General features: G+C 66.1%; 17 protein-coding genes. All 17 read right to left on the bottom strand.

From position 1 onward, the window contains the following. Positions 1-2: 2 nt before the first annotated feature. Positions 3-308, bottom strand: coding sequence for an NADH-quinone oxidoreductase subunit NuoK (gene nuoK / locus PARJ55_RS0104605; RefSeq protein WP_010392916.1), 306 nt, complete (start codon positions 306-308; stop codon positions 3-5). Positions 309-407: 99 nt separating this feature from the next. Next, positions 408-1,010: an NADH-quinone oxidoreductase subunit J gene (locus PARJ55_RS0104600; RefSeq protein ID WP_028711948.1), complete on the bottom strand. Its 603-nt coding sequence runs from the start codon at positions 1,008-1,010 to the stop codon at positions 408-410. Further along, entirely contained in the window at positions 1,007-1,411 is a 405-nt protein-coding gene (locus tag PARJ55_RS0104595) for a carboxymuconolactone decarboxylase family protein (RefSeq protein ID WP_028711947.1), read from the bottom strand. The genes PARJ55_RS0104600 and PARJ55_RS0104595 overlap by 4 nt, the downstream gene beginning before the upstream one ends. Then, the gene (locus PARJ55_RS0104590) at positions 1,408-1,800 is read right to left on the bottom strand and encodes a carboxymuconolactone decarboxylase family protein (RefSeq protein ID WP_028711946.1); all 393 of its coding nucleotides are present in this window, start codon (positions 1,798-1,800) and stop codon (positions 1,408-1,410) included. The genes PARJ55_RS0104595 and PARJ55_RS0104590 overlap by 4 nt, the downstream gene beginning before the upstream one ends. Beyond that, a complete protein-coding gene (gene nuoI / locus PARJ55_RS0104585) occupies positions 1,797-2,288 on the bottom strand; it encodes an NADH-quinone oxidoreductase subunit NuoI (protein ID WP_028711945.1) in 492 nt (163 codons plus the stop codon). The genes PARJ55_RS0104590 and nuoI overlap by 4 nt, the downstream gene beginning before the upstream one ends. After that, positions 2,288-2,470 (bottom strand): hypothetical protein, encoded by a 183-nt coding sequence (locus PARJ55_RS0104580; protein ID WP_028711944.1) that lies wholly within the window; start codon positions 2,468-2,470, stop codon positions 2,288-2,290. The genes nuoI and PARJ55_RS0104580 overlap by 1 nt, the downstream gene beginning before the upstream one ends. 3 nt (positions 2,471-2,473) lie before the next feature. Further along, positions 2,474-3,511 (bottom strand): NADH-quinone oxidoreductase subunit NuoH, encoded by a 1,038-nt coding sequence (nuoH, locus tag PARJ55_RS0104575; protein WP_028711943.1) that lies wholly within the window; start codon positions 3,509-3,511, stop codon positions 2,474-2,476. Positions 3,512-3,529: 18 nt separating this feature from the next. Continuing rightward, entirely contained in the window at positions 3,530-4,297 is a 768-nt protein-coding gene (locus tag PARJ55_RS0104570) for a hypothetical protein (RefSeq protein WP_028711942.1), read from the bottom strand. 5 nt (positions 4,298-4,302) lie between these two features. Further along, a complete protein-coding gene (gene nuoG, locus PARJ55_RS0104565) occupies positions 4,303-6,318 on the bottom strand; it encodes an NADH-quinone oxidoreductase subunit NuoG (RefSeq protein ID WP_028711941.1) in 2,016 nt (671 codons plus the stop codon). A 109-nt stretch (positions 6,319-6,427) separates the two neighbouring features. After that, positions 6,428-6,889 carry a hypothetical protein gene (locus tag PARJ55_RS0104560; protein WP_028711940.1) on the bottom strand — a complete coding sequence of 154 codons (462 nt, stop codon included), beginning with the start codon at positions 6,887-6,889 and terminating at the stop codon, positions 6,428-6,430. After that, on the bottom strand, positions 6,886-7,287 hold the full coding sequence (locus PARJ55_RS0104555; protein ID WP_028711939.1) for a DUF5333 domain-containing protein: 402 nt from the start codon (positions 7,285-7,287) through the stop codon (positions 6,886-6,888). Before PARJ55_RS0104555 ends, PARJ55_RS0104560 begins: the two co-directional genes overlap by 4 nt. A gap of 194 nt (positions 7,288-7,481) precedes the next feature. Next, entirely contained in the window at positions 7,482-7,892 is a 411-nt protein-coding gene (locus PARJ55_RS0104550; RefSeq protein ID WP_028711938.1) for a hypothetical protein, read from the bottom strand. A gap of 17 nt (positions 7,893-7,909) precedes the next feature. After that, positions 7,910-9,205 carry an NADH-quinone oxidoreductase subunit NuoF gene (nuoF, locus tag PARJ55_RS0104545; protein ID WP_028711937.1) on the bottom strand — a complete coding sequence of 432 codons (1,296 nt, stop codon included), beginning with the start codon at positions 9,203-9,205 and terminating at the stop codon, positions 7,910-7,912. A 4-nt stretch (positions 9,206-9,209) separates the two neighbouring features. Further along, entirely contained in the window at positions 9,210-9,473 is a 264-nt protein-coding gene (locus tag PARJ55_RS0104540) for a DUF5337 domain-containing protein (RefSeq protein WP_028711936.1), read from the bottom strand. Next, a complete protein-coding gene (locus PARJ55_RS0104535; RefSeq protein ID WP_028711935.1) occupies positions 9,473-10,132 on the bottom strand; it encodes a hypothetical protein in 660 nt (219 codons plus the stop codon). The genes PARJ55_RS0104540 and PARJ55_RS0104535 overlap by 1 nt, the downstream gene beginning before the upstream one ends. 30 nt (positions 10,133-10,162) lie before the next feature. After that, on the bottom strand, positions 10,163-10,882 hold the full coding sequence (nuoE, locus tag PARJ55_RS0104530; RefSeq protein ID WP_028711934.1) for an NADH-quinone oxidoreductase subunit NuoE: 720 nt from the start codon (positions 10,880-10,882) through the stop codon (positions 10,163-10,165). Then, entirely contained in the window at positions 10,882-12,120 is a 1,239-nt protein-coding gene (locus tag PARJ55_RS0104525; protein WP_028711933.1) for an NADH-quinone oxidoreductase subunit D, read from the bottom strand. Before PARJ55_RS0104525 ends, nuoE begins: the two co-directional genes overlap by 1 nt. Positions 12,121-12,122: the final 2 nt, after the last annotated feature.

The following is a 12,122-nucleotide window of genomic DNA, read 5'->3' as shown; positions in this document are numbered from 1 at the left end:
GCTTACCCCTTCATCACGTTGACGTCTTCCACCGCGATGGTGCCGCGGTTGCGGAAGAAGACCACCAGGATCGCCAGGCCGATGGCGGCCTCGGCGGCGGCGACGGTCAGCACGAACATGGTGAAGACCTGCCCGGCCAGATCGCCCAGATGCGTCGAGAAGGCGACGAAATTGATGTTCACCGCCAGGAGCATCAGCTCGATCGACATCAGGATGACGATGACGTTCTTTCGGTTCACGAAGATCCCGAAAATGCCGGTGACGAACAGTATCGCCCCCACAACAAGATAATGAGTCAATCCGATCATCGTCCTGGTCCCTCCGGGTCGTTCACCCGTTGAAATATCCGTTTGCTACTAGGACCGCCGTGGCGATCCCGATGGCTATCGCGGTCCAGCTTGCCGCGTTCAAAGCCCCTGTCCCGGCTTGACGTCCTTCAGCTCCATGGTCTTGGCCGGGTCGCGCCACATCTGTTCCAGCACGTTCTGGCGCTTGACGTCGCGGCGGTGGCGCATCGTCAGCACGATCGCCCCGATCATCGCGACCAGCAGCACCAGACCGGCCAGCTGGAACATCAGCACATAGCGGTCGTAAAGCACGAGGCCCAGGCCGAAGGTGTTCTCGACCGTCGCGTCCACCGGCGCGGCGCGCAGGCTCTCGGCGCTGTCCGAGGGCGTCCAGCCGGAAAAGGCGATGCCCAGCTGCGCCAGCAGCACCACACCGATCAGCAGCGCCAGCGGCAGGTAGCGCGCCAGCTCGCCCTTGAGCTCGGCGAAATCCACGTCCAGCATCATGACGACGAACAGGAACAGCACCGCCACGGCGCCGACATAGACCACGACCAGCAGCATGGCGACGAATTCCGCGCCCTGCAGCACGAACAGGCCCGCCGAGGCGAGGAAGGCCAGGATCAGCCACAGCACCGAATGCACCGGATTGCGGCCGATCACGACCATGAAGCCCGCGACGCAGGCGCTGATCGCGAACAGGTAGAAAGCGAAGGTCATCATTCGTCGTCCTCCTCGGCATAGACGCTCTGGGCGATTTCCAGCGCCTTCTGCATCGCAGGCAGCCCGCCGAACATGCTCATCTGAAAGATCGTCTCGGCGATCTCGCGTTTGGTGGCGCCGGCCGCCAGCGCCTGACGGATGGTCATGCGCAGCTGCGGCTCGGCCAGCGCGCCCTGAACGGTGATCGCGCCGATGGTGAGAAGCAGGCGCGTCTTGGCGTCCAGCCCCTCGCGGTTGAAGGTCTTGCCGAACCACATTTCCAGCATGTCGGCGGGGATCGTCGGCACCAGCTTTTCCATGGCGCGCATGTCGAAATGTTCCAGCGCCGGGTTGAAGACGCGCGCCATCTCCTGGCCGGATTGCAGCATCTGCTGGAACAGCTTCTGGAAGGCATCGGTCATGGACTTGTTCCCTCCGCTTCGAAAACCTCGATGGCGGCATTCAGCGCGTTGATCGCCGCCGGCATTCCGCCATAGAGATGCATCTGGAAGATCGCCTCGCAGATCTCTCGCGCGCTTGCGCCTGCGCGCAGGGCCGAGGCCACGTTCACCTTGAGCTGCGGCCGGGTCTGCCCGCCCATCGCCGCCAACGCGCCGACCGTGACCAGCAGACGGGTCTTCAGATCCAGCCCCTCGCGGGCATAGACCTCGCCCATCCCGTGACCCACGACCGTTTCGGCCACCGCATCGGGCAGCCAATGGCCATAGCGGTCGCGCAGGGCCGCCTCCATCCCAGGATTGAGATGCTCGGCCAGGGCGCGGCCGCGCTGATATGCGGCGACGGGAGTCATCTGTAGGGCGCATCCAGCTGCAGGTTGCGGGCGATCTCGGCCTCCCAGCGTTCGCCGTTCGCAAGCAGTTTCTGCTTGTCGTAGAACAGCTCCTCGCGGGTCTCGGTGGAATATTCGAAATTCGGCCCCTCGACGATGGCATCGACCGGGCAGGCCTCCTGGCAGAAGCCGCAATAGATGCATTTCGTCATGTCGATGTCGTAGCGCGTGGTGCGGCGCGAGCCGTCCTCGCGCGGTTCGGCGTCGATGGTGATGGCCTGGGCCGGGCAGACAGCCTCGCAGAGCTTGCAGGCGATGCAGCGTTCCTCGCCGTTCGGATAGCGGCGCAGCGCGTGCTCGCCCCGGAAGCGCGGCGAAAGCGGGCCCTTTTCGTGGGGATAGTTCAGCGTCGGCTTGGGCGAGACGAAATAGCGCATGCCCAGGCCGAAGCCCTTGATGAAGTCCCACATCAGGAAATACTTGGTCGCCCGCGCGAAATCGAAGGCCATCAGAAACGCTCCCCTTCCCGCGGCGCCGCGAAACGGTCGAACGCGGCGACATAGTCGCGGATGCGGGCGCTGTCCTGCGCCTGTTCCGCACTGTCCAGATTGTTGGCGAGGAAATGCGCCAGCTCTACCTTGTCGGTCTCACTGGCTTTGGCAAATGCCTCGGCTAGCTTGTTGGAATACATGGCTTATCCTCCGACTGCGAAACGGGCCCAGAAGCTGCCCAGCACTTCGTAGCGGGCCAGGATCGCCACCAGCACCACCCAGCCCAGCGACAGGGGCAGGAACACCTTCCAGCCGATGCGCATCAGCTGGTCGTAGCGGTAGCGCGGCACGATCGCCTTGACCATGGCGAACATGTAGAACCAGAACCACATCTTGATGACCATCCACCACCAGCCGTCCGCGATGAAGGGCACCGGCGACAGCCAGCCGCCGAAGAACAGCAGCGACAGAAGCGCGCACATCAGATACATGGCGATGTATTCGCCCGCCATGAACAGCAGGTAGGGCGTGGACGAATATTCGGTCATGAAGCCCGCCACCAGTTCCGATTCGGCCTCGACCAGGTCGAAGGGCGGGCGGTTGCATTCGGCCAGCGCCGAGACGAAGAACAGCACCACCATCGGCAGATGCGGCAGCCAGAACCAGTTCAGCAGGCCGTAATCGCCGCGCTGCGCCTCGACGATGGCGGTCAGGTTCATCGAGCCGGCCGAGATGATGACGCCGATGATGATCAGCCCCAGCGAGACCTCGTAGGAGATCATCTGCGCCGCCGAGCGCAGCGAGGCAAGGAACGGGTATTTCGAGTTCGAGGCCCAGCCGCCCATGATGACGCCGTAAACCTCCAGCGAGGAGGCGGCGAAGATGAACAGGATGCCGACATTGATGTTCGCCATCACCCAGCCCTCGTCGAAGGGGATGACCACAAAGGCGAACAGCGCCAGCATCATCGACAGGAAGGGCGCCAGGAAATAGACGAACTTGTCCGCCCCGGCCGGGACGACGATTTCCTTGACGACGTATTTCAGCGCATCGGCGAAGGTCTGCAGCAGCCCCCAGGGGCCCACCACGTTCGGACCGCGGCGCATCTGCACCGCCGCCCAGATCTTGCGGTCGCCATAGACCATGAAGATCAGCGAGCCCATGACAAAGGCGATGACCGCCAGACCCTGCAAGAGCAGGCTGAGCGCGAAACCGTAGGGCGAGGCCCAGAATTCAGCCATGATCTTTCGTCCCTCTCATCACGCCGCGGGAATGCCGCGTGCCTTGCATTCCTGCAAGGTCTCATTCGTTGTCATCACCGTCAGGCCCATCGGTTTCTTCTCGGACAGGGTAAAGACCGAGCCGACGACCATCTTGCCGTTGCGCTTGTCCCTGAGCGTGCGGATGTGCCGGGCATAGGGCGCCCCCTTCGCATCGGCCCAGCTGGCCAGCGCGCATGTGGCATAGGCGAAGGCGGTGTCGGCGTCCACCCCGGCGCGCAGGTTTGCCGTCACTTCCACCAGCCCGTCCGCCCCCTTGCGCGAACTGGCCAGGCCCGAGACCTGGGCGCCCTGGAAATCCTTGGGATCGGCCTCGAAGCTCTTGGGCAGGTTCAGCCGCAGCGGACGGGTGCGGGCCGCGAAATCGGCCAGCGCCTTTTCCTGCGCCGTCGGCTGGCGCTGCCGCACCGGGGCCATGTCCGGCATTCCCGACAGGTCCAGATCCAGATTCGCATTCAGCGCCATCAGCTCGGCCTCGGTCACCGCGAAGGCATCGCGGCCCTCGGGGCTGTCCAGCGCCATCTCGCTGACCGATCCGTCGGGTTCCAGAATCAGGATCTCGCCCGACTTGGTCGAGATCCGGCCCTTGGTCAGCACCTTCTTGTCCGGCGCGCCGGCATCGCTTTGCAGCACCGCGACGCCCAGCTGGGCCGGCTTGGGCCGCGGGCGCGCGTCCTTGCTTTCGCCGCAACCCGCCAGCAGGGCGAGAAGGCCGATCCCGGTCAGAAGGGCAAGGCGGGGCCGCATCCCCGTCACTCCGCCGCCAGGGCCGGAGCCCTGCGGGCCGCGGCCATGGCCGAAAGCTCTCCCATCAGCGGCGAGGAGCGCGCGATGGGATTGGTCAGATAGAAATCCTTGATCGCATTGCGGAAATCGGCCTGGCCCAGGTCAAGACGGTCCAGCGGCTGCCATTCGTTCTGCGGCACCTGGTCGATCTGGGCCAGATGCGGCACCGCCGCGACCAGTTCGCGGCGCAGCCCGGCCAGGCTGTCCCAGGGCTGGGTCGCGCCCAGTTCGGCCGAAAGCGCACGCAGGATCGCCCAGTTCTCCTTGCCCTCGCCCGGCGCGAAATTGGCGCGCATGGCGAGTTGCGGACGGCCCTCGGTGTTCACGAACAGGCCGCTTTCCTCGGTATAGCAGGCGCCGGGCAGGATGATGTCGGCGCGATGCGCACCGCGGTCGCCATGGCTGCCCTGATAGATCACCACCGGACCGGCAGCGATGTCGACCTCGTCGGCACCGAGGTTGTAGACCACCTCCGCGCCGTCGATGGCGGCAAGCAGGCCGCCCTCGGTCACCGCGCCCACGTCCATGGCACCGACGCGGCCGGCGGCGCTGTGCAAAACCAGCAGCCGGGCGTCGCCCAGCTCGCAAAGCTTCATCGCATTGGCCAGCACCGCCTCGCCATCGGCTTCGCGCAGCGCGCCCTGCCCGACGATCACCAGCCCCGGAGTGCCGTCCGGACCCGGCGCCTCATTGACCAGATCAAGCAGGGCCTGCCGGTCGGTGCCGAGATGCAGATAGTCATAGGTCAGATCGACTGCCTCGCCGATCAGAGCCACTTGCGCGCCATGCGCCCAGGCCTTGCGGATGCGGGCGTTCAGCACCGGCGCCTCGTCGCGGGGATTGGTGCCGATCAGCAGGATGCGCTTGGCGTGGTCGATATCCTCGATCCGCGCCGTGCCGACATAGGCCGAGCGGTTGCCGGCCGGCAGCCGCGCGCCGTCGGTGCGGCATTCCACCTTGCCGCCCAGCCCCTCGACCAGCTGCTTGAGGCTGAAGGCCGCCTCGACCGGCACCAGATCGCCGACCAGCCCGGCAATCTTCTTGCCCTTCATCGCGCGGGCGGCGGCCTCCAGCGCCTCGGGCCAGGAGGCCGGGCGCAGCTTGCCGTTCTCGCGGATATAGGGGCGGTCGAGGCGCTGGCGGCGCAGCCCGTCCCAGACGAAGCGGGTCTTGTCGCTGATCCACTCCTCGTTCACGCCGTCATGGTTGCGCGGCAGGATGCGCATGACCTCGCGGCCCTTGGTATCGACGCGGATATTGCTGCCCAGAGCGTCCATCACGTCGATGGATTCGGTCTTGGTCAGTTCCCACGGCCGGGCGGTGAAGGCATAGGGCTTGGAAACCAGCGCGCCGACCGGGCACAGGTCGATGATATTGCCCTGCAGGTTCGAGTTCAGCGTCTCGTTCAGATAGCTGGTGATCTCGCTGTCCTCGCCGCGGCCGGTCTGGCCCATCTGGGTGATGCCGGCGACCTCGGTGGTGAAGCGCACGCAGCGGGTGCAGGAAATGCAGCGCGTCATATGCGTCTCGACCAGCGGGCCGAGGTTCAGGTCCTCGCTGGCGCGCTTCGGCTCGCGATAGCGGCTGAAATCGACGCCATAGGCCACGGCCTGGTCCTGCAGGTCGCATTCGCCGCCCTGGTCGCAGATCGGGCAGTCCAGCGGGTGGTTGATGAGCAGGAACTCCATCACCCCCTCGCGGGCCTTCTTGACCATGGGCGAGTTGGTGCGGATCTCGGAGGGCGCGCCGTCCGGCCCCGGGCGCAGGTCCTTGACCTGCATGGCACAAGAGGCGGCGGGCTTGGGCGGGCCGCCCACCACCTCGACCAGGCACATGCGGCAGTTGCCGGCGATCGACAGCCGCTCGTGATAGCAGAAGCGCGGCACCTCGATCCCGGCCTGCTCGCAGGCCTGGATCAGGGTCAGGTTCGGATCGACCTCGATAATCACATCGTCGATCTTGATCTTGCGAAGATCTGCCATCTTGTCTTCCCTTATCCCGCGCGACGAAGTCGGCTGCCGGCACGATTTCCGGCAGGTTCCGCGCGATGCAAATGCTGGCCGAAGGCTGGCCCGGTTGTCTTCTGTGCCGTCATTCCTGCACCCTCACGAAGGCACGGGGAAAGATGGTCGGCACCATCCTGTCTTCTTCGCCGTCGCGCTGGACCATGATGCCGGCAGCGTCCTGCCCGGCGTGAAAGGTCACCGTCGCGCGAACGGCCCCGGCGGTATTATAGCGCACCCTGCGGTTCACGTCGGTCGTATAGCGGCTGCCATCCGGGCGCCAGCAAAGGATCTGCGCCCCGGCCGCATTGCCGGTGATGCGCAGCAGCGGCGCCCCCGTCATCCCGCGGCTGAGCTTGGTGCGCACGCCCGGCCCGGTCGCGTCACATTGCATGTCGCCCGGCGCGAACATCGAGAATTGCAGGTAGAACTTTTGCGCCGTCGGTTGCAGCGGGTCCGAGGGTTCGCCCGCGAAGGCATCCGCCGCGATCATCGAGGCGGCGGCGGCGGCCATCAGTCCCAGCCCGATCCAGTTGAGCCATTTTCTCATTTCGCCACCAGCAGGCTGCCAATAACCGTGTTCTTCTGGATCTCCTGCCGGCCGATGCGGCAGAAGCTCTCGGGGTCCTCCGCCCTGGCGCCGTTGCGGACCAGATAGTCCTCGGCCACGGCATAGATGCGCTTCTTGTCCTCCCTGCTGTCGAGGAAGGCGTCGATCTGCGACCGCGAATAGCCCTTCTGCTCGGCATAGCGCTTGAGCTTGCGGGCCTCGCCATAGGCGTAGAGGATGCGGCCGTTGATGCTGGGACAGGTGCGGCGGATGCGGTCGGCGATGCGGGCCGCGATCAGCCGGTCGTTGATGTATTTCTCCTGGCTCAGCGGCTCCAGCGCCTGGGCCGGCGTCGCCAGCATGGCCGCGCCGATCAGGGCGGCAGGGATGAGTTTCATGGCAATAGCCTCCTTGTCATGGCCCTGAGCCATAACATGGGGTCGCCCCGCCATCCGGCCATCTCGCGTCACTTGGCCGTGATCGGCCGCAGCGACATCGCCGGCCCGCCGATCCTTGCCGCGCACAGCCTCGACCGCCCCGGAGAGATCATCCGGGACGGGCGGGACATGTGCTTGGCAAAACAGATCCATGACTATTGCACGCGCTTGAAGCTGAACATCCGATAGAAATTGCCGTAGGTGACCTTGACGCCCTGCTCGGCATGGCCCTTGCTGAACCAGGTCTCGCCAGCGAGCATCCGCGCGCCCTGCGGACCCAGCGCAAGCTGGTTCCAGTTCGATTCGTAGACCGCGCCATCGGCCATGGTGCAGCGGATCGTTCCTTCATCGGCATAGCCGCGCGCTTTCAGGACAACCCCGCGATTGATCACGGTCTTTTCCTGCCACGACTTGCCCCGCGACCCGACCAGCTTGCAGTCGGTCGAGCCGGGCACCCCGTTCAGGAAGAAATTGAACCCCGTCTCCGAAGAGGGCGCAGGACCGTTGCAAGCGGCAAGCCCGGCCAGCGCCACCATCGCCACGATCAGATGCGTCTTGCGTTTCATGGATGGGCCCTGCGCCTCTACTCTGCCGCCATCGCGCCCATGCGGCCGGTGCGCTTGGCCTTGATGCGGTCCTCGATCTCCTCGCGGAAGTTGCGGATCAGGCCCTGGATCGGCCAGGCGGCCGCGTCGCCCAGGGCGCAGATGGTGTGGCCCTCGACCTGCTTGGTCACGTCGAAGAGCATGTCGATCTCCTCGACCTCGGCATCGCCGCGCACCAGCCGCTCCATGACCCGCATCATCCAGCCGGTGCCCTCGCGGCAAGGGGTGCACTGGCCGCAGCTTTCGTGCTTGAAGAACTTGGACAGCCGCCAGATCGCCTTCACCACGTCGGTGGACTGGTCCATGACGATCATGCAGGCGGTGCCGAAGCTGGATTTCAGCTCGCGCATGCCGTCGTAATCCATGATGGCGTTTTCGCATTGCTCGGCGGTCAGCACCGGGCAGGAGGCGCCGCCGGGGATCACCGCCTTGAGGTTCTTCCAGCCGCCGCGGATGCCGCCGCCATGCTTCTCGATCAGCTCGCGCATGGGGATCGACATGGCCTCTTCGACCACGCAGGGGGTGTTGACGTGGCCGGTCAGGCCGAACAGCTTCACGCCCGCATTGTTCGGGCGGCCGAAGCTGGCGAACCATTCCGCGCCGCGGCGCAGGATGGTCGGCACCACGGCGATCGACTCGACGTTGTTCACCGTGGTCGGGCAGCCATAGAGGCCGGCGCCCGCCGGGAAGGGCGGCTTCATCCGCGGCATGCCCTTCTTGCCCTCAAGCGATTCCAGCAGCGCGGTTTCCTCGCCGCAGATATAGGCGCCGGCGCCGTGGTGCAGGTAAAGGTCGAAATCCCAGCCCGACCCGGCGGCGTTGCGGCCCAGCAGGCCCGCGTCATAGCATTCGTCGATGGCGGCCTGCAGCGCCTCGCGCTCGCGGATGAACTCGCCGCGGATGTAGATATAGGCGGCATGGGCGCCCATGGCGAAGCTGGCGATCAGCGCGCCCTCGATCAGCGTATGCGGGTCGTGGCGCATGATCTCGCGGTCCTTGCAGGTCGCGGGCTCGGATTCGTCGGCATTGATGACCAGGTAGGAGGGGCGGCCGTCCGATTCCTTGGGCATGAAGGACCATTTCATCCCGGTCGGAAAACCGGCGCCGCCACGGCCGCGCAGGCCCGAGGCCTTCATCTCGTCGATGATCTTGTCGCGGCCGCGCTGGATGATGGCGGCGGTGCCGTCCCAGCAGCCGCGCGATTTCGCGCCGGCCAGGCTGCGGTCGCCCATGCCGTAGATGTTCGTAAAGATCCGGTCCTGATCGTTCAGCATCGTCTTATCCTTGTCCCTGCGAGGACGCATTGCGCCGCCGCCAGATCCGCCAGGTCACCAACAGCGACCAGATCAAGGCCCCAATCGCCGCCAGATCGGCGAGAAAGGCGTATTTCGCGGGCCAGTCCTGCTGGCCCCCCAGCCATTGCACCCCCAGCCACAGCGCCATGGTGACGGCGATCACCACCGCCACAAGCCGCATCTGCCGGGCATCCGCCGCAGCGGTCCTGCCCGCTTGCGACGCCTGTTGTCCTGTCGGGCGGGCCATCAGACGGCCTCGCCCTTGTCGATGCGGCGGGAATGGGCGGTCTCGCCCCCCGCCGCCAGAAGCTTCGCCTGGCCGACCCAGTCGTCGGCCTCGATCCGCCCGCCCATCCGGCCCAGCCGCTGCGCGAAATCGGCGACGGCGGCGGCATCCCAGGCGGCGATCTGCTCATAGCGCGTCACGCCCTGCGCGTTCAGCCAGTCCGAGATCTTGGGGCCGATGCCCTTGATCCGCTTCAGATCGTCGGTGCCCGGCGCGGTCCCGGCGGGCTGTGCCGGCGCCGCGGGCGCAGGGTCAGGCAGCGATGCCGCGGCGGGCATGGCCCCGGCGACGATGGGCATCTGCCTGCCCGACATCTGCGTGCCCGAGGTGAAAGGCTCCGGTCCCAGCGAGCCGCCGACCAGCAATGTCTCGGGCTGGCGGTCCACCGCCGCGCGCTGCCAGTCCGTACCGGTCAGGCCGTCTCCCTCGGCGAAGAGCTCGGGCCGTTCGTGGCAGACCAGCCAGACCATCAGCGCCCCGAACAGCACGAAGGTGACGGCGCCGAGGAACAGCCCGGCCAGCCAGTGCAGATCGCCGATGCCCGAGGTGAACAACAGCACCACGACCCCGGCGATTGCCGCCGAGATCCAGCAGTTCCTGTTGCACTCCGCCCGTTCCATCGTGACCCGACCGCTCCTGTCCCGTAACGATTAAGCGCCGTTCTGCGTCGCAAGCCAAGGCGTGGTGACCGGAACCTCGGTCCCGTCGATGCGCTTGACCGTGTCGCCAAGCCGCACCGCCAGCGCCACGCTGCCGTTATACTGCTCACCGCCCTTCAGGTCGGCCAGCGCGGTCGGACCACCCAGGGCCTCGGCCGAGAAGCGGCCGTTCTGCGGGCCCGGCACCGGCACCTCGCCCGCGGCGAAACGGTCGATCAGCGCCGAAAGCTTCTCGGCGGTCAGGTCCTCGTAGAAATCCTTGCCGATCTGAGCCATGGGCGCGTTGGTGCAGGCGCCGAGGCATTCGACCTCTTCCCACGAGAACCGGCCATCGGCCGAAAGCGTGTGCGGCGCCGGCGCGATCTTTTCCTTGCAGACCCGGATCAGGTCCTCGGCGCCGCAGATCATGCAGGTCGTGGTGCCGCAGATCTGGATATGGGCGACGGTGCCGACCGGATAGAGCTGGAACATGAAATAGAAGGTCGCGACCTCCAGCGCCCGGATATAGGGCATGCCCAGCAGGTCGGCGCAATATTCGATGGCGGGACGGCTCAGCCAGCCCTCCTGTTCCTGGGCACGCCACAGGACCGGGATGATCGCCGATTGCTGGCGGCCTTCCGGGTATTTGGTCATCTGGGCGCGGGCCCATTCCAGGTTCGCGGGGGTGAACTCGAAAGAGTCCGGCTGGATGGGGGACAGACGGCGCAGCATCAGCGGTCAACCTCTCCGAAAACGATGTCGAGCGTGGCGATGATCGCCGGAACGTCGGCCAGCATGTGGCCGCGCGACATCCAGTCGATCGACTGCAGATGCGCGAAACCGGGCGCGCGCAGCTTGGCGCGCCAGGGCTTGTTGGTGCCGTCGGCGACCAGATAGACGCCGAACTCGCCCTTGGGGGCCTCGACGGCGGCATAGACCTCGCCCGCCGGGACCCGGAAGCCCTCGGTGTAAAGCTTGAAGTGATGGATCAGGGCTTCCATGTCGCGCTTCATGTCGGCGCGCTTCGGCGGCGTCAGCTTGCCGCGGGCCAGCACGTCTCCGGCCGGCTCGGCGCGCAGCTTCTGCACCGCCTGCTGCATGATCTTGCAGGATTCGCGCATCTCGGCCATGCGGCACAGATAGCGGTCATAGCAGTCGCCATTCCTGCCCACGGGGATCTGGAAGTCGAATTCGTCATAGCATTCATAGGGCTGCGCCCGCCGCAGGTCCCAGGCCAGGCCCGAGCCGCGCACCATGACGCCGCTATAGCCCCAGTCCAGCGCGTCCTCCTCGGTCACGATGCCGATATCGACCAGCCGCTGCTTGAAGATGCGGTTCTCGGTCAGCAGCGTGTCGAGGTCGTCGACCAGCTTCGGAAAACGCTCGCACCATTCCTCGATATCGTCCAGCAGGGCGGGCGGCAGGTCCTGATGCACGCCGCCGGGACGGAAATAGGCGGCATGCAGCCGCGCCCCGCAGGCGCGTTCGTAGAACACCATCAGTTCTTCGCGCGCCTCGAAGCCCCAGAGCGGCGGCGTCAGCGCGCCCACGTCCATGGCGCCGGTGGTGATGCCCATCAGGTGGTTCAGGATGCGGCCGATTTCGGAGTAAAGCACCCGGATCAGGCTGGCCCGGCGCGGAATCGTGGTGCCGGTCAGCCGCTCGATGGCCAGGCACCAGGCATGTTCCTGATTCATCGGCGCCACGTAGTCGAGCCGGTCCAGATAGGGCAGGTTCTGCAGATAGGTGCGGCTTTCCATCAGCTTCTCGGTACCGCGATGCAGCAGGCCGATATGCGGGTCGGCGCGCTCGACGATCTCGCCGTCCAGCTCCAGCACCATGCGCAGCACGCCATGGGCGGCCGGGTGCTGCGGACCGAAATTGATGTTGAAGTTGCGGATGCTCTGCTCGCCGGTCAGGGCGTCCATCGAGCCGTCGTCATAGCTGTTCTTGCGGATGTCGCCGTCCATGG

It is taken from the genome of Paracoccus sp. J55, from assembly GCF_000513975.1.
Classification (GTDB): Bacteria; Pseudomonadota; Alphaproteobacteria; order Rhodobacterales; family Rhodobacteraceae; genus Paracoccus.
This window is presented reverse-complemented; position numbering and strand designations above follow the sequence as displayed.

Coding starts and splice junctions, on each gene's coding strand:
- PARJ55_RS0104580 (WP_028711944.1), bottom strand. CDS start 2,470: ATGTATTCCAACAAGCTAGCCGAGGCATTTGCCAAAGCCAGTGAGACC.
- nuoK (WP_010392916.1), bottom strand. CDS start 308: ATGATCGGATTGACTCATTATCTTGTTGTGGGGGCGATACTGTTCGTC.
- nuoF (WP_028711937.1), bottom strand. CDS start 9,205: ATGCTGAACGATCAGGACCGGATCTTTACGAACATCTACGGCATGGGC.
- nuoG (WP_028711941.1), bottom strand. CDS start 6,318: ATGGCAGATCTTCGCAAGATCAAGATCGACGATGTGATTATCGAGGTC.
- PARJ55_RS0104525 (WP_028711933.1), bottom strand. CDS start 12,120: ATGGACGGCGACATCCGCAAGAACAGCTATGACGACGGCTCGATGGAC.
- nuoH (WP_028711943.1), bottom strand. CDS start 3,511: ATGGCTGAATTCTGGGCCTCGCCCTACGGTTTCGCGCTCAGCCTGCTC.
- nuoI (WP_028711945.1), bottom strand. CDS start 2,288: ATGGCCTTCGATTTCGCGCGGGCGACCAAGTATTTCCTGATGTGGGAC.
- PARJ55_RS0104560 (WP_028711940.1), bottom strand. CDS start 6,889: ATGAGAAAATGGCTCAACTGGATCGGGCTGGGACTGATGGCCGCCGCC.
- PARJ55_RS0104570 (WP_028711942.1), bottom strand. CDS start 4,297: ATGCGGCCCCGCCTTGCCCTTCTGACCGGGATCGGCCTTCTCGCCCTG.
- PARJ55_RS0104555 (WP_028711939.1), bottom strand. CDS start 7,287: ATGAAACTCATCCCTGCCGCCCTGATCGGCGCGGCCATGCTGGCGACG.
- nuoE (WP_028711934.1), bottom strand. CDS start 10,882: ATGCTGCGCCGTCTGTCCCCCATCCAGCCGGACTCTTTCGAGTTCACC.
- PARJ55_RS0104590 (WP_028711946.1), bottom strand. CDS start 1,800: ATGACTCCCGTCGCCGCATATCAGCGCGGCCGCGCCCTGGCCGAGCAT.
- PARJ55_RS0104550 (WP_028711938.1), bottom strand. CDS start 7,892: ATGAAACGCAAGACGCATCTGATCGTGGCGATGGTGGCGCTGGCCGGG.
- PARJ55_RS0104540 (WP_028711936.1), bottom strand. CDS start 9,473: ATGGCCCGCCCGACAGGACAACAGGCGTCGCAAGCGGGCAGGACCGCT.
- PARJ55_RS0104600 (WP_028711948.1), bottom strand. CDS start 1,010: ATGATGACCTTCGCTTTCTACCTGTTCGCGATCAGCGCCTGCGTCGCG.
- PARJ55_RS0104595 (WP_028711947.1), bottom strand. CDS start 1,411: ATGACCGATGCCTTCCAGAAGCTGTTCCAGCAGATGCTGCAATCCGGC.
- PARJ55_RS0104535 (WP_028711935.1), bottom strand. CDS start 10,132: ATGGAACGGGCGGAGTGCAACAGGAACTGCTGGATCTCGGCGGCAATC.